General features: G+C 52.7%; 20 protein-coding genes. 13 read left to right on the top strand and 7 right to left on the bottom strand.

The window, feature by feature from the left end; genetic code table 11:
- Positions 1–8: 8 nt before the first annotated feature.
- Positions 9–413 (bottom strand): flagellar basal body rod protein FlgC, encoded by a 405-nt coding sequence (flgC, locus tag ACLHV8_RS07415; protein ID WP_410376838.1) that lies wholly within the window; start codon positions 411–413, stop codon positions 9–11.
- A gap of 3 nt (positions 414–416) precedes the next feature.
- Positions 417–833: a flagellar basal body rod protein FlgB gene (flgB, locus tag ACLHV8_RS07410; protein WP_208594638.1), complete on the bottom strand. Its 417-nt coding sequence runs from the start codon at positions 831–833 to the stop codon at positions 417–419.
- 157 nt (positions 834–990) lie between these two features.
- On the opposite strand from flgB, the gene flgA reads away from it, so the two are divergent.
- The 3 genes from flgA (at position 991) to flgN (ending at position 2,467) form a co-directional block, all read left to right on the top strand.
- Positions 991–1,650 carry a flagellar basal body P-ring formation chaperone FlgA gene (gene flgA, locus ACLHV8_RS07405; protein WP_028019066.1) on the top strand — a complete coding sequence of 220 codons (660 nt, stop codon included), beginning with the start codon at positions 991–993 and terminating at the stop codon, positions 1,648–1,650.
- Between the two features lie 93 nt (positions 1,651–1,743).
- On the top strand, positions 1,744–2,037 hold the full coding sequence (gene flgM, locus ACLHV8_RS07400) for a flagellar biosynthesis anti-sigma factor FlgM (RefSeq protein WP_208594639.1): 294 nt from the start codon (positions 1,744–1,746) through the stop codon (positions 2,035–2,037).
- Between the two features lie 4 nt (positions 2,038–2,041).
- The gene (gene flgN / locus ACLHV8_RS07395; protein WP_028019068.1) at positions 2,042–2,467 is read left to right on the top strand and encodes a flagella biosynthesis chaperone FlgN; all 426 of its coding nucleotides are present in this window, start codon (positions 2,042–2,044) and stop codon (positions 2,465–2,467) included.
- Positions 2,468–2,526: 59 nt separating this feature from the next.
- Here flgN and murJ read toward each other — a convergent pair whose 3' ends face one another.
- The 4 genes from murJ to rimJ form a co-directional block, all read right to left on the bottom strand.
- Positions 2,527–4,062 carry a murein biosynthesis integral membrane protein MurJ gene (gene murJ / locus ACLHV8_RS07390; protein WP_108090225.1) on the bottom strand — a complete coding sequence of 512 codons (1,536 nt, stop codon included), beginning with the start codon at positions 4,060–4,062 and terminating at the stop codon, positions 2,527–2,529.
- Positions 4,063–4,191: 129 nt separating this feature from the next.
- Positions 4,192–5,115, bottom strand: coding sequence for a Gfo/Idh/MocA family protein (locus ACLHV8_RS07385; RefSeq protein ID WP_028019070.1), 924 nt, complete (start codon positions 5,113–5,115; stop codon positions 4,192–4,194).
- 2 nt (positions 5,116–5,117) lie between these two features.
- On the bottom strand, positions 5,118–5,768 hold the full coding sequence (locus ACLHV8_RS07380) for a YceH family protein (RefSeq protein WP_049007900.1): 651 nt from the start codon (positions 5,766–5,768) through the stop codon (positions 5,118–5,120).
- A gap of 9 nt (positions 5,769–5,777) precedes the next feature.
- Positions 5,778–6,362, bottom strand: a complete 585-nt coding sequence (gene rimJ / locus ACLHV8_RS07375; RefSeq protein ID WP_208594640.1) for a ribosomal protein S5-alanine N-acetyltransferase — start codon at positions 6,360–6,362, stop codon at positions 5,778–5,780.
- Positions 6,363–6,598: 236 nt separating this feature from the next.
- Between rimJ and mdtH the strand changes: the two genes are divergently transcribed.
- The 9 genes from mdtH to ACLHV8_RS07330 all read left to right on the top strand — a co-directional run bounded on the left by mdtH (position 6,599) and on the right by ACLHV8_RS07330 (position 13,275).
- A complete protein-coding gene (mdtH, locus tag ACLHV8_RS07370) occupies positions 6,599–7,807 on the top strand; it encodes a multidrug efflux MFS transporter MdtH (protein WP_208594641.1) in 1,209 nt (402 codons plus the stop codon).
- Between the two features lie 125 nt (positions 7,808–7,932).
- Positions 7,933–8,493: a lipoprotein gene (locus ACLHV8_RS07365; RefSeq protein ID WP_028019073.1), complete on the top strand. Its 561-nt coding sequence runs from the start codon at positions 7,933–7,935 to the stop codon at positions 8,491–8,493.
- Positions 8,494–8,619: 126 nt separating this feature from the next.
- Positions 8,620–9,666: a dihydroorotase gene (gene pyrC / locus ACLHV8_RS07360; protein WP_129996111.1), complete on the top strand. Its 1,047-nt coding sequence runs from the start codon at positions 8,620–8,622 to the stop codon at positions 9,664–9,666.
- Between the two features lie 74 nt (positions 9,667–9,740).
- On the top strand, positions 9,741–9,986 hold the full coding sequence (gene dinI / locus ACLHV8_RS07355) for a DNA damage-inducible protein I (protein WP_028019075.1): 246 nt from the start codon (positions 9,741–9,743) through the stop codon (positions 9,984–9,986).
- A gap of 274 nt (positions 9,987–10,260) precedes the next feature.
- A complete protein-coding gene (gene bssS / locus ACLHV8_RS07350) occupies positions 10,261–10,515 on the top strand; it encodes a biofilm formation regulator BssS (protein ID WP_008500827.1) in 255 nt (84 codons plus the stop codon).
- A gap of 116 nt (positions 10,516–10,631) precedes the next feature.
- Positions 10,632–11,750, top strand: coding sequence for an N-methyl-L-tryptophan oxidase (solA, locus tag ACLHV8_RS07345; RefSeq protein WP_028019076.1), 1,119 nt, complete (start codon positions 10,632–10,634; stop codon positions 11,748–11,750).
- A gap of 60 nt (positions 11,751–11,810) precedes the next feature.
- Complete coding sequence (locus ACLHV8_RS07340; protein ID WP_208594642.1) at positions 11,811–11,924, top strand: YceO family protein; 114 nt, start codon at positions 11,811–11,813, stop codon at positions 11,922–11,924.
- A gap of 207 nt (positions 11,925–12,131) precedes the next feature.
- Positions 12,132–12,698, top strand: coding sequence for a cytochrome b (locus ACLHV8_RS07335; RefSeq protein ID WP_208594643.1), 567 nt, complete (start codon positions 12,132–12,134; stop codon positions 12,696–12,698).
- A gap of 1 nt (position 12,699) precedes the next feature.
- Complete coding sequence (locus ACLHV8_RS07330) at positions 12,700–13,275, top strand: YceI family protein (RefSeq protein ID WP_208594644.1); 576 nt, start codon at positions 12,700–12,702, stop codon at positions 13,273–13,275.
- 41 nt (positions 13,276–13,316) lie between these two features.
- Here ACLHV8_RS07330 and ACLHV8_RS07325 read toward each other — a convergent pair whose 3' ends face one another.
- The gene (locus ACLHV8_RS07325) at positions 13,317–14,366 is read right to left on the bottom strand and encodes a rhodanese-related sulfurtransferase (protein WP_208594645.1); all 1,050 of its coding nucleotides are present in this window, start codon (positions 14,364–14,366) and stop codon (positions 13,317–13,319) included.
- 222 nt (positions 14,367–14,588) lie between these two features.
- Between ACLHV8_RS07325 and ACLHV8_RS07320 the strand changes: the two genes are divergently transcribed.
- A complete protein-coding gene (locus ACLHV8_RS07320; protein ID WP_208594646.1) occupies positions 14,589–15,515 on the top strand; it encodes a Kdo(2)-lipid IV(A) acyltransferase in 927 nt (308 codons plus the stop codon).
- The last annotated feature ends 107 nt before the right edge of the window (positions 15,516–15,622 follow it).

Raw genomic sequence — 15,622 nt, 5'->3', positions numbered from 1 at the left:
TGTCTCCTTTACTGGCCGAGAGTGAGTGTTTTGAGCATCATGCTCTTCACGGTATTAAGCACTTCGACGTTGGCCTGGTAACTACGGGAAGCCGACATGGAGTTCACTATCTCACCCACCACATCCACATTAGGCATTTTCACGTATCCGTTAGCATCCGCGAGTGGGTTGCCAGGCTCATACACCAGCTTATCCGGTGCCTGGCTCTCTACCACATCAGACACTTTCACGCCGCCCGTTGCCGCGCCAGGCGCCGCATCAACCTGGAAGACAACCTGTTTGGCACGATAAGGCTGGCCGTCTGGTCCAGTCACGCTGTCGGCGTTCGCCAGGTTACTGGCAGCCACGTTCAGACGTTTGGACTGCGCGGTTAACGCCGAACCGGCGATATCAAAAATATTCAGCAAGGCCATCTATCAGTTGCCCCCCTGCAGGACGTTCATCATGCCTTTGATTTGTCCGCCGAGTAGGGTCAGTCCCGTCTGGTATTTCAGGCTGTTATCGGCAAACTGCGTACGCTCCCGGTCCATATCCACGGTGTTGCCGTCGAGTGAAGGCTGATCGGGAATGCGATAGAGTAAATCGGTCGTTGGCGCGGTCATCGCCTGAGCAGGAATATGGCGCGAGGATGTCATGGCGAGTGCAACACCCGTTTCTTCGGCACGTCCACGCTCCATCACCTTTTTGAGTTCACTGGAAAAATCAATATCGCGCGCCTGATACCCTGGGGTATCGGCGTTGGCGATGTTGGCGGCTAAAATCTCCTGCCGCTGGGCGCGTAAATTGAGCGCTTCCTGCTGAAAACGTAACGCGGCGTCGAGTTTATCGAGCATGTCTCCTCCGCTGATGGCAAAATTTCAGTTCACAGCTTAAATCTCACCCGGTCTCCCCTATCGACGGAATAAGCGCAAAATGCGTCGCTATTTATTCCGTTGATGCAAAACCACTGCAGGTAGAATTCACTCAATTCTGGAAACGGTGGAACTTGCGATGCAAACGTTAAAACGTGGTCTGGTGGCAACTTTCTTGCTGTTTAGCCCTCTGGTGCAGGCTGAAGGCTTACAGGATCAACTGACGGCTTTTTTCGCTGAAAAGCTGGCGGGTTTTAGCGATGACGTCACTGTTACCGTACGCACGCCACCGAATCTCTACCCTACGTGTGATCAGCCTTCATTCAGCGTGGTGGGGTTCACAAAGCTCTGGGGGAATGTGAACGTGCTGGCACGCTGCGCCAACGAAAAACGCTATTTACAGGTTGCAGTTCAGGCGACGGGCAATTATGTTGTCGCCGCCGTGCCCATTGCGCGCGGCAGCGTGCTGCAGACAAACAGCGTGACGTTAAAACGCGGCCGTCTGGATCAGTTGCCGCCACGCACGATGCTGGAAATTAACCAGGCGCAGGACGCTGTCAGTCTGCGCGACGTCGCCCCAGGCCAGCCGATACAGCTCTCAATGTTGCGCCAGGCATGGCGGATAAAAGCAGGTCAGCAGGTGATGGTGGTGGCCAACGGAGATGGCTTTAGTATCAACAGCGAAGGGAAAGCGTTAAACAATGCTGCGGTGGCACAAAACGTCCGCGTCAGAATGACCTCAGGCCAGGTGGTTAGCGGAACCGTCGATTCTGATGGGAATATTCTGATTAACCTATAATCTTTTTAAAGATTTCGCGCCGCTTGCCGATAAATATTCAACTAATGATGATGTCAGGCGCAAACGCCGCGAACCCTCGATGAGGACAACACTATGAGCATTGATCGTACATCAGCCCTGAAGCCGGTAAGCGCTGTACAACCTCGCGAAACGAATGACACGCCAGCGCAGAAAGCGCGTCTGGAAAAACCGTCAACGTCCAACAGCACCAGCGTGACCCTGAGCGACGCGCAGGCAAAACTGATGCAGCCAGGCAGCAACGATATCAATATGGAACGTGTTGAAGCGCTGAAAACGGCTATTCGTAACGGTGAGCTGAAAATGGATACCAGCAAAATTGCTGATGCCCTGATTCAGGAAGCACAGAGTTTCTTACAGAGTAACTAACCGTATGAGTCGACTGTCAGAAATACTGGATCAAATGACGGTTGTCCTGAACGACCTGAAAACGGTAATGGACGCAGAGCAACAGCATCTCTCTTCCGGTCACATTAACGGTAGCGCGTTGCAGCGTATTACTGAAGATAAAAGTTCGCTTCTGGCAACGCTGGATTATCTGGAGCAACAACGCCGCGCTGAGCAAGATCCTAAGCGCAGTGCAAATGACGATATTGTTGAGCGTTGGCAGACCATTACTGAAAAAACGCGACACCTGCGCGATCTTAACCAGCATAACGGCTGGCTGCTTGAAGGTCAGATAGAGCGTAATCAGCAAGCGCTTGAGGTGTTGAAACCGCATAAAGAAACCGGACTGTACGGTGCGGATGGTCAGACTGCTACTGCACGTATTGCGGGTGTAAAAAAGATTTCGATTTGAAGCAGCAGCAACAAATCATGCAGTGGGGAGCACCATAAGGTGAACTCCCCTTTTGGCGTTTATGCCGTACGACGGGTGAACTCTTTCACCTTGAACCCCAACACGGCGAGCGTGGCAAAGTAAGCCACCACGCCAACCACTACCACGGCCATCAGCCGCATCAGACGGTATGGCATGGTTCCCTGGGACCATTCCGGCATCACGTACATCATGCCGAGCAGCGCGGCAGACATCACCAGCACCGCGACGATCAGACGGACAAGGAAGCGGGACCAGCCCGGCTGCGGCGTGAAAATATCCTGCTTACGCAACTGCCAGTACAACAACCCGGCATTCAGACAGGCGGCCAGACCGATAGACAACGACAAGCCCGCATGCTTCAGCGGACCAATAAACGCGAGGTTCATTAGCTGGGTCATAATCAGCGTCACAATCGCAATTTTCACCGGCGTTTTGATGTCCTGACGCGAATAGAAGCCCGGGGCCAGCACCTTGACGACGATCAGCCCCATCAATCCAACCGAGTAGGCAATCAGGGCACGCTGCGTCATGGCGGCATCAAAGGCGGTGAATTTTCCGTACTGGAAGAGCGAGACCGTCAGCGGTTTGGCCAGAATACCCAGCGCCACCGCGCTTGGCAGCGCCAGCAGGAAGCAGAGACGCAACCCCCAGTCCATCAGCCGGCAGTACTCATCGTGATTGCCGCTGGCAAAGCTCTTCGACAGCGACGGCAGCAGGATTGTCCCCAGCGCCACCCCCAGCACCCCGGACGGAAACTCCATCAGACGGTCGGCGTAGTACATCCAGGAGACCGAGCCGGACACCAGGAAGGAAGCAAAAATGGTATTGATGATAAGCGAGATCTGGCTGACGGAGACGCCAAGGATCGCAGGTCCCATCTGCTTAATAACACGCATTGCACCGGCATCTTTGAGATTGATACGCGGCAGCACCAGCATGCCTATTTTTTTCAGATGCGGCAGCTGATAAGCCAGCTGCAGCACGCCACCCACGGTCACCGCCCATGCCAGCGCCAGTACCGGCGGATTGAAATGCGGTGCGGCAAACAGGGCAAAGCCGATCATGCTGACGTTAAGAAACGTCGGCGCAAATGCCGGAACGGAAAAGCGGTTCCAGGTGTTCAGTATCGCCCCCACCAGCGAGGCCAGCGAGATCAACAGAATATAAGGGAAGGTAATGCGCAGAAGCTGTGAGGTCAGGGCAAATTTATCTGCCGTATCGGCAAAACCAGGCGCAGTCACCATAATCACCCAGGGCGCTGCCAGCATCCCGACGACAGTCACCACAGCCAGGGCCAGCGTCAACAACCCTGAGACATAAGAGACAAATACGCGCGTCGCGTCCTCACCCTGCTTACTTTTATATTCCGCCAGGATCGGAACAAAAGCCTGAGAAAATGCCCCTTCCGCAAAAATACGACGCAACAGGTTTGGCAATTTGAACGCGACGAAAAAGGCGTCCGTAGCCATCCCTGCACCAAAGACCCTTGCCACAATTGCATCGCGCGCAAAACCGAGTACGCGGGAAAACATGGTCATCGAGCTGACGGCTGCCAGCGATTTTAATAAGTTCATTAATGTGAATTTCCACAACCCTACGGATTTGTAAGCCGGGTAAGCGTAAGCGCCACCCGGCGAAACCAACAACCGGCGCTTAGTCTACCCGGATTTCAACGAATTACTATCCGCAGATGTTACAGCGAATTATTCACTCATCGCCTCTCGCCAGAGCCGCTCCACAATGCGTTGCGCCATAATGGCCTGCTCGCCGGAGGTTTCAGGAACCGTCTGATTTTGCACGCAGGTGATAAAGTGGCGGGCACATCCTGCGAACCCGCGCTGCTCCAGGGTGCTCTGCCAGCCAGGCGCCGGAAGCGTCACCACGCCGTTGCCCTTCTCTTCCCGCCACTCACGCATATCGGTGATTTCGTAAAGCGCACCGTCAGTCACCGCCTGAACGGACTCACGCTGACTGCCCGCACGACGATGCATGCTGGTCGTTACCTGCAGATGGTCAATCGCGAAGTGATGTTCGGCATAGACCATCTCACCCTGCTCATTCGTCAGGAGCGTCCCGCTTTGCAGCTGCGCATTACCGTTACTGAGCCACAGCGCCGTGTCCACGACGTGCAGATAGTCATCCAGCAGCGTGAAGCGTAAATCGTTGGGTCCGATACTGTCGGTACGGTGTTTATCCATACGGAGCGAGGCCAGACTGCCGGACTGCGCTTTCAGCTGTTGGTAAAGTGGCGCGAAGCGGCGGTTGAAACCCACCATCAGCGTCAGTTTTTTACGCGCCGCCAGCTCAATCAGCCGTTCCGCGTCCTGGACATTTTCAGCCAGCGGCTTATCCACACATACATGAACCCCTGCATGGAGTAGCTCACTCACCACCTGATAGTGGGTTGCCGTTGAGGTATGAACAAAAACCGCATCGCACTCGTGGGCTAAATCCTGAAGAGAATTGGCATAAGGGATGCGCCACGTTTCGCAGATCCGCTCGGCCTTCTCGCGATTCGGTGACCACGCCCCCTGAAGCGTCCAGTCCGTCGCCGCACCCAATACCGGTAGCCAGGCTTTTTGCGCGATGCCGCCCAGACCCACCACGCCTACGCGTAATTTTTTCATCCTTAGTCTCCCAGGTGTGCCAGCAACGCATCCAGACGCTGTTTCAGTCCTGCGACCTCGTCTTCCAGCGCTGCCACGCGCGTAACCAAATCATCTTGTTCAACACTTACATCGGTTACCAGAGACTTTACTGAAATATCAACTTCGCCGCTGAACAGATGCATATAGCGGCTTTCACGTTTACCTGGCTCGCGCGCCAGACGCACCACATAAGGCCCCTCTTCACGCGAGGCCAGCCCTTCCAGAACCTGCTCTACTTCCTGCATATCCGCAAACTCATGCATGCGGGAAGCACGAGTACGCAGCTCACCCGGCGTTTGCGCCCCGCGCAGCAACAGCGTGGTAATCACCGCGACTTCTGCGGCGCTCAACTTCAGATTGCCAAATTCGGAATTACAGAAACGCTGCTCATATTTCGTCACACGGTTACCGAAGCCGCTGACGGTCCGCAGGTAGTGCCGTTTGACCAACTCATCCAGCACATCCTGAACTTCGTGTTCACTCAGGTTCATGACTGGCTCACGGTTGGTTTTCTGATTGCAGGCCATCGTCACGGCATTGACAGAGAGCGGGTACTGCTCTGGCGTGGTGACCTGTTTTTCGAGTAAGCACCCAATCACGCGCGCTTCGGTACCGCTTAGCTGATATTTCATCTTTTCTCCTTAACGACCTGCAGTCCAGTCCCGGGTGGTTAATGCTGTCAGAATGTGGTCACGCCATTCTCCGTCTATCAACAGATAATCTTTGGCGTAGCCCTCTTTCTCGAACCCTAATCGCGCCAGCAAATTACCGCTACGCTGATTATGCGGCATGTAGTTCGCCATAATGCGATGGATATGTTGCGTGCGCTGCATATAGCGAATAGCCACCGTTAGCGCCTCGTACATTAGCCCCTGTCCCTGCCATTTCTGGCCGATGGAGTAGCCAAGGTAACAGGCGTGAAACGATCCCCGCACCACGTTGGAAAAATTGGCAATCCCAATGATCTCTTTCTCCTCGGGATCCAGCAGCGCAAAATAGAAAGCACTTCCCTGCTTGTGAAATTCCGCAATCATGCTGAGACGAGCCTGCCAGCCAGAAGGGTAACAATGGCTCTCATCCCGAACGGGTTCCCAGGGTTTTAAAAACTGGCGATTCTCGGCGTAATAGTCCGCCAGACGCCAGGCATCACGCTCATGCACCAGACGAACGACCAGCCTGTCCGTTGTCAGACGCACTTTTGGCACATTACTGCGATAGCCAAACATCGATCCCACTCCTTCCCGTCACTTCTGTTTACCCATTAGCTTTACTATACCTGCGCCTGCGCCGTCTGTGAAAACAGTGACATACCATTTTGCCCTCTTTTCACCATTTTCGATGAGAACTCTCTATCAAAGCACCCTTTTGATAAAAAAATATTGTCACGTACAGGGGTGGGAAAAAGCGGAATGACACCGCAGAATGTTAGCGTGCTCACCTTCTTATTTTCCCCGGAGGGAAAATGTCCCGCGTATCACAGGCCAGGAGCCTGGGTAAATATTTCCTGCTCGTCGATAACATGCTGGTCGTGCTCGGCTTTTTTGTCGTATTCCCCCTTATCTCGATTCGTTTTGTCGATCAAATGGGCTGGGCGGCATTGATGGTTGGCATTGCCCTGGGGTTACGCCAGTTTGTCCAGCAGGGTCTCGGTGTCTTTGGTGGCGCCATCGCTGACCGTTTTGGCGCGAAACCAATGATCGTTACCGGTATGCTGCTTCGCGCGGCAGGTTTTGCCACGATGGCGGTCGCTCAGGAGCCCTGGCTGCTGTGGTTCTCCTGCTTCCTTTCCGGTATCGGGGGCACGCTGTTTGATCCGCCACGCACTGCGCTGGTGGTGAAGCTCATTCGTCCGCAGCACAGAGGGCGTTTCTTCTCGATTCTGATGATGCAGGACAGTGCGGGTGCGGTTATCGGCGCGCTGCTGGGAAGCTGGCTGCTGCAGTATGACTTCCGTCTGGTGTGCGCCGCTGGTGCGGTGCTCTTTATTCTGTGCGCGCTGTTTAATGGCCTGTTCCTGCCTGCCTGGAAACTGTCGACGGTCAAAGCCCCCGTCCGGGAAGGCCTCGGTCGTGTGCTGCGCGACAAGCGTTTCGTCACGTACGTGTTAACCCTGACGGGTTACTACATGCTCGCCGTACAGGTGATGCTGATGCTGCCGATCATGGTTAACGACATTGCGGGAACCCCAGCTGCCGTCAAATGGATGTATGCCATCGAAGCCTGCCTGTCGTTGACGCTGCTGTATCCGATTGCCCGCTGGAGCGAACGGCGTTTTCGTCTGGAGCATCGCCTGATGGCCGGGCTGTTCCTGATGACGCTGAGCATGATGCCGATCGGCCTGGTGAACTCCCTTCAGCAACTGTTTACGCTGATTTGCACGTTCTATATTGGTTCTATCATCGCCGAGCCCGCCCGTGAAACGCTGAGCGCTTCGCTTGCGGATGCGCGGGCGCGTGGCAGCTATATGGGGTTCAGCCGGCTGGGGCTGGCGCTTGGCGGCGCATTAGGTTACACCGGCGGCGGTTGGTTATTTGATGCCGGTAAAGCCCTGAATCAACCCGAACTGCCCTGGATGATGCTCGGCGTGGTGGGTTTAATCACACTGCTGGCCCTGTGGTGGCAGTTCAGCCAGAAACGCAGCGCGAGCGGCATGCTCGAGCCTGGCGCGTAGCACTTCCCTTGAGCGGGAGTACACTCCCGCTCCCATTTCTCAGTTTTTTCTGCTGGTTTCTGCAATTTCACACTGACATACTGACGTCACAGGACAGAAGCGCCGATTTTTCGTTGAGGAACACTATGAAGAAAATTGTTTTCGCCGCAGCATTGATTGTCAGCGGTCTGCTGGTTGGCTGTAACCAGCTAACGCAATATACCGTCAGTGAACAGGAAATTAATCAGGCGCTGGAAAAACATAACAATTTCTCTAAAGACATTGGCGTGCCAGGGCTTGCCGACGCACATATCGTCCTTTCCAATCTCACCAGCCAGATTGGACGTGAAGAGCCAAACAAAGTCACTCTGGCAGGAGATGCAGATCTTGATATGTCTTCTCTCTTTGGCAACCAGAAAGCTAACATTAAGCTCAAACTGAAGGCCCTTCCCGTTTTCAATAAAGAGAAAGGCGCGATTTTCCTGCAGGAGATGGAAGTGGTCGATGCTCAGGTTTCCCCGGATAAGATGGCTCCGGTTCTGCAAACTCTGATGCCCTATCTGAACCAGTCGCTGCGTAATTATTTTAATCAGCAGCCTGCGTATGTCTTAAGTGAAGACAAGAGCAAGGGTGAAGCTCTTGCGAAAAAATATGCAAAAGGGATAGAGGTGAAACCGGGAGAAATTGTCATTCCTTTCACCGATTAACCTGAAGGGCGCTGAGGCGCCCTTTTTTTTACGGAAAAGTGTGCAAACGAAAACGTTTCCGCTTATGATTTGTGTCCGGCAAAAACAGCCATCCTAATGACTGATTCCTGACAAGCCGGAGCTTCCATGACTGCACAACCCCAGGTTCTTAAAATCCGCCGCCCAGACGACTGGCATATCCATCTGCGTGATGGCGATATGCTGAAAACCGTCGTGCCCTATACCAGCGAAATTTATGGTCGCGCGATTGTCATGCCTAACCTGGTTCCGCCAGTCACCACCGTCGATGCCGCAATCGCATATCGCCAGCGCATCCTTGATGCCGTTCCCGCAGGGCATGATTTTACCCCATTGATGACCTGCTACCTGACCGACTCACTGGATCCGAACGAAGTAGAGCGCGGTTTTAACGAAGGTGTATTCACTGCGGCAAAACTCTACCCGGCGAATGCCACCACTAACTCCAGCCACGGTGTCACCAGTATTGATGCCATCATGCCGGTGCTGGAACGCATGCAGAAACTGGGCATGCCGCTGCTGGTACATGGTGAAGTCACCCACGCCGAGATTGACATCTTTGACCGTGAAGCCCGCTTTATTGAGACCGTGATGGAACCGCTGCGCCAGCGACTGCCTGCGCTTAAAGTCGTGTTCGAACACATCACCACCAAAGACGCGGCAGAGTATGTGCGTGACGGCAACGATCTTATTGCCGCCACCATCACCCCTCAGCATCTGATGTTTAACCGTAACCACATGCTCGTGGGCGGTGTACGTCCGCACCTGTACTGCCTGCCGATCCTCAAGCGCAACATTCACCAGCAGGCCCTGCGCGAGCTGGTAGCCAGCGGGTTCTCTCGCGCGTTCCTCGGTACCGATTCCGCGCCTCACGCCCGCCATCGTAAAGAGGCAAGCTGCGGCTGCGCGGGCTGCTTCAACGCCCCAACCGCCCTCGCAAGCTACGCGACCGTGTTTGAAGAGATGAACGCACTGCAGCATTTTGAAGCGTTCTGCTCCCTCAACGGCCCGCGCTTCTATGGTCTGCCGGTCAATGACACCTTCATCGAACTGGAGCGTAAAGCAAGCCAGGTTGAGGAATCCATTGCCCTGACGGATGACACTCTGGTCCCATTCCTGGCGGGCGAAACCGTTCACTGGACAGTAAAACGCTAAATATTCAGTGCCCCTTGTTGTCAAATCGATAATATACCTGTATAAATAAACAGTATATTACACAGGGGGCATTTATGCGTATTGAAGTCACCATAGCCAAAACCACCGTCCTGCCTGTTGGCGCGCTGGATGCGCTGGCAGGGGAATTATCCCGTCGAATTAACAACACCTTTCCCGACAATACCGGTGCCGTAACGGTTCGTTATGCGACAGCAAACAACCTCTCCGTCATTGGTGCTGCGAAAGAAGATAAAGATCGCATCAGCGAAATTCTGCAAGAAACATGGGAAAGCGCTGACGACTGGTTCATCACAGATTAATACTGCTCCCTCATTGTGTTTTTTTGCCGGGTCGCCCCGGCTTTTTTTTCGCCTGAAAATTCTGAAAGTTCAAATTATTCCGATATCTTCTTTAAAAATCGTGAACGAGATGGTGTTTTATTGTTCGAACAATCCTAAAAAGCAGAAAAATGTGTTGCTACCTGTTTATTTTTACCGTCGAAACCCTTATTACTTGGTATACTGAAAAAGCTTCAGAAAAACATGCATTGAACCTCAGAGCCGTTGTCTTCTAACACGCATTAAGGGGGTTATAATGGAAAAGAATAGTGAAGTCATCCAGACCCATCCGCTTGTAGGCTGGGATATCAGTACCGTAGATAGCTACGATGCACTGATGCTGCGTTTGCACTACCAAACCCCGAATCAACTCAACCGTGAAGAAGCGGAAGTTGGACAGACGCTGTGGCTAACAACAGACGTCGCTCGTCAGTTTATTTCTATTTTAGAGGCAGGTATTGCAAAAATAGAATCTGGCGACTATCAGGAAAATGAGTATAAGCGGCACTAAACGAATGCCAACCTTTCACTCAACAGGCACCCTTGCGGTGCCTTATTTATTTCACCCTTGTCTAACCCCGCGTTGTTAATTACTCTGCTCACATAACGTGAGTTTACGAGATGCATATGAGATACGACTTAATCATTATTGGTAGCGGCTCCGTAGGTTCTGCCGCCGGATATTATGCGACACAGGCAGGGCTGAACGTCCTGATGATTGATGCCCACCGCCCTCCTCATACAGAGGGTAGCCATCATGGCGACACCCGACTCATACGCCATGCGTATGGTGAAGGTGAGCGCTATGTTCCGCTGGTGCTCCGCGCACAGGCGCTGTGGGATGACCTGGCGAAACAGACTGAAGATCGCATTTTCGAGCGCACAGGGGTGATCAACCTCGGCCCGGCTAGTTCTGATTTTCTCGCCAACGTCGAACGCAGCGCAAAAGCTTTTAATCTGGACGTTGAGAAGCTGGACGCGACGGGTATTACCGCGCGCTGGCCCGAAATTACCGTCCCGGAAGATTATATCGGCCTCTTTGAAGCCCACTCCGGGGTGCTGCATTGCGAAACGGCGATCAAGACCTGGATCGAGCTTGCCGCGAAGGCAGGCTGCGCGCAGCTGTTCAACTGTCCGGTAGACGCCATCACCCATGACGATAATGGCGTCACGGTAGCGACCCTTGACGGTGAATATTCCGCGGATCGCCTGCTGGTCAGCGCGGGAACCTGGGTTACCCGCCTGCTGCCCGCTCTGCCGATCCAGCCGGTGCGCAAGGTCTTCTCCTGGTTCCAGTCGGATGGTCGTTACAGCGCCCAGAATAAATTCCCGGCCTTCACCGGCGAATTACCCAACGGCGACCAGTTCTACGGCTTCCCGTCAGAAAAAGACGCACTGAAAATCGGTAAACACAACGGGGGCCAGGCTATCTCCTCCCCTGAGGAGCGTAAACCCTTCGGCGCTTACCCACAGGATGGGTCAGAGGCCTTCTCGTTCCTGCGCAATATTCTTCCAGGCATCGGCGGCTTGCTGTATGGCGCGGCCTGTACCTACGACAACACGCCAGATGAAGACTTTATCATTGATACGCTGCCGGGGCATGACAACACTCTGCTCATCACAGGACTGAGCGGCCACGGCTTTAAGTTTGCTTCCGTGCTGGGCGAAATCGCCGCGCAGTTTGCTCAGGGTATCACGCCACAGTTTGATCTGAGCCCCTTCTCACTCTCGCGTTTTAACAGATAATCCCTAACGGGCTCCGGACATTCCTGAGCCCGTTTCATTCATACTGCATTGCGGAGCGTTATGCGCAGGATCGTTAACTTTCTTATGAATAATATTCGCGAGCATTTTATGCTCTATATCTTATTGTGGACATTGTTGGCCATTATTGATTTTGTTTACATTGTATTTTATTGAAAAGCCACGCTGACAATAATTGACATTAATTTAGTTATATTGAAAGTCTCAATTTCATCTTGCACGAAGAGATTGAATTACCTTTTCATTTCTTTTCAAAATCGCTGAAATAAATAAAATAAAAATCAATATACATTTATTTCAGTTGCAATATCACACCTTCCCGTTCATTTTTACCCTTCGGTTAATTTGAAAATGGACATTCTGATGCAATTACGTAACTCACCCCGGCGCTATGGAATAATATCCATAGCTTTGCACTGGATATTTGCTATTGCCGTCTACGCTATGTTCGGACTGGGGCTCTGGATGGTGACACTCAGCTATTATGATGGCTGGTATCATCAGGCACCGGAGTTACATAAAAGCATTGGCGTTCTGTTGATGCTGGGGCTGATAATTCGCGTGATTTGGCGACATATTTCTCCACCGCCCAGCGCACCGAAGACCCACAGTAAATTGACTCGCATTAGTGCCGTTGCCGCGCACGTTGCACTCTACGCGCTGCTCTTCGCCATCCTCATTAGCGGCTATCTCATCTCGACGGCAGACGGCAAACCGATTAGCGTCTTTGGCATTTTTGACGTCCCGGCGACGCTTAGCGACGCGGGCTCTCAGGCTGACACTGCCGGAGTCATTCACCTCTGGCTGGCATGGAGCGTCGTGATCCTGTCTGTACTGCACGGGCTTGCCGCCCTTAAACACCACTTTATTGATAAAGACGATACGCTAAAGCGCATGCTTGGCCGCTCGTCAGTTGACTCTGGAGTATAAAATGAAAAAACACCTGCTGGGTATCGCACTGGGTTCTCTGTTATTTACCACCGGTTCCGCCGTGGCGGCTGATTATAAAATTGATAAAGAGGGCCAACATGCTTTCGTCAATTTCCGTATTCAGCATCTTGGATATAGCTGGCTGTACGGTACCTTTAAGGATTTTGACGGCACGTTCACCTTTGACGAAAAAAATCCCGCGGCCGATAAAGTCAAAGTGACGATTAATACGAACAGCGTCGACACGAACCACGCGGAGCGCGATAAACACCTGCGCAGTGGAGAGTTCCTCAACGTCGCGAAATTCCCGCAGGCGACCTTCACTTCTACTGAGGTGAAGAAAGACGGCGATAAGCTGAATATTACCGGCAACCTGACGCTTAACGGCGTAACCAAACCGGTCACGCTTGATGCTAAATTAATTGGTCAGGGTGACGATCCGTGGGGCGGTAAACGTGCAGGTTTTGAAGCAACGGGTAAAATTCATCTGAAAGATTTCAATATCACAACGGATTTAGGCCCGGCATCTCAGGATGTCGAGCTGGTTATTTCTGTCGAAGGGGTTCAGCAGAAATAATAAATTCGCCCGGCAGGTTTTCACCTTGCCGGGCGTTACCATTATTCCGGGTCGGGGATACCCAGTTTGGTATTCAGGCGACCGCGAGATTTATTGAAAATCTTATTGCCATTTTCCCGTCCAGCCCGACGGCGACGCTGCTCTTCTTCCGGCAGAATGCTCTCTTCACTGCACAGTTCGCTACAGCAGCCGTTAAACTTCTCAGCACAGGTCGGACACTGAATGAACAGCAGATGACAACCGTCATTTTTACAGTTGGTATGGGTATCGCACGGTGCGCCGCACTGGTGGCACTGAGCAATCACGTCCTCAGAAATACGCTCACCCATTCGCTCGTCAAAAACAAAGTTTTTACCGATAAAGCGCACCGGCAAACCCTGCTCACGGGCACGGCGGGCGTACTCGATAATGCCGCCTTCAATGTGCCAGACCTTATTAAACCCGTTGTGTTTCATCCACGCGCTGGCCTTCTCGCAGCGGATGCCACCGGTGCAGTACATAACGATTTTTTTATCTTTATGTTCCTGCATCATCTCAACCGCTTTGGGCAGTTGCTCGCGGAAAGTATCAGCCGGGATTTCCATCGCATTTTCGAAATGCCCCACTTCGTACTCGTAGTGGTTACGCATATCAATGAACACGGCCTCCGGATCGTCCAGCATTGCGTTCACTTCTGCGGCCTTCAGGTAATCACCGACATCCGCCGGATTAAACTCAGGATCGTCAATGCCATCGGCCACGATGCGTTCACGCACCTTCATGCGCAGCACCCAAAACGATTTCCCGTCATCGTCCAGGGCAATGTTCAGGCGTAAGCCATCAAGTGCAGGATCGAAGCGGTAAAGGAAATCACGGAAAGCATTTACTTTACTTTCCGGTACGCTAATCTGCGCGTTGATCCCTTCGTGAGCAAGGTAGACGCGTCCAAAGACATTCAGCGTGGTGAATGCCTGGTAAAGTTCATCGCGAGTCGCTTGCGGATCGTTGATCGTGAAATATTTGTAGAATGAGATGGTTGTGCGCGGTTCGGTTTCAGCCAACATACGCGCTTTTAACATCTCATTCGAAACGCGGTTGTGTAACACTGGCATGGTGTACAAGTCCTGGGATCGTTAGAGAGAATGAAAAATCGGTCGGCATGATATAGCAAACAAAGTTAATTTACATCCACACAATTTACGCTACATTTCACTCGCCCTGGTTAATCAGGCTTAACAATTGCTGTATTCGTGCACGTTTCGAACGCAGATATTTTGGCTATGTCTCAAAAAATGAGACAATAGCGAAACAGGACGTTAGAACACAGGAAAGACATGACCCAGTTACCCAAATTTACCGTCGCCCTTTTGCATCCCCGCTATTGGTTGACCTGGCTTGGCATTGGCTTTTTATGGCTTCTGGTGCAACTTCCCTACCCTGTTATTTTCTGGTTGGGTAAATCTCTGGGCCATATCGCGCAAAAGTTGATGAAGCGTCGTGCCACAATTGCGTACCGCAACCTTGAGTTGTGCTTTCCGCAGATGAGCGAGTCAGAACGACATGACATGGTCTCGAAAAATTTCGAATCTGTCGGTATGGGGCTTATGGAAACCGGTATGGCGTGGTTTTGGCCGGACAAACGTATGGCGCGCTGGAGCGAAGTGACAGGAACCGGCATGGAGCCAGTGCATACGCTGCAGGCGAATCAGACAGGTGTCCTGCTGATTGGCGTGCATTTTCTGACGCTGGAAATCGGGGCGCGAATGTTTGGCATGCAGGCACCGGGTATTGGCGTTTATCGCCCCAACGATAACCCGGTCATCGATTTAATCCAGACCAACGGCCGTATGCGTTCCAACAAAAGCATGATCGACCGTAAAGATCTGAAGGGCATGATACGCGCGCTTAAATCCGGTGAAGTGGTCTGGTACGCCCCTGACCACGACTATGGTCCGCAATCCAGCGTATTTGTCCCCTTCTTTGCTGTTGAAGAAGCCGCCACAACAACCGGCACCTGGATGCTGGCGCGGATGTCTAAAGCCGCGATCGTGCCCTTTGTTCCCCGTCGTAAACCGGATGGGTCTGGTTACGAGCTGATTATGCTGGAACCTGAACTCGCGCCGCCGCTGGATGATGCAGAGACCACTGCTCGCTGGATGAACGGCGTTGTGGAGAAGTGCATCATGCTCGCGCCGGAACAGTATATGTGGTTGCACCGTCGCTTTAAAACGCGGCCACAGGGCACGCCTTCCCGGTATTAACTCGCATGCGGTCTTCATGGCCGCATGCTGTTTTAGCATTTAAAGCTCCTCCTCATTGCAGCAATCATAACCCAGGCGCATAATTAGCAGGCTTATTACTTCATGCC

Source organism: Enterobacter sp. CPE_E863 (genome assembly GCF_046521465.1).
GTDB lineage: Bacteria > Pseudomonadota > Gammaproteobacteria > Enterobacterales > Enterobacteriaceae > Enterobacter > Enterobacter adelaidei.
This window is presented reverse-complemented; position numbering and strand designations above follow the sequence as displayed.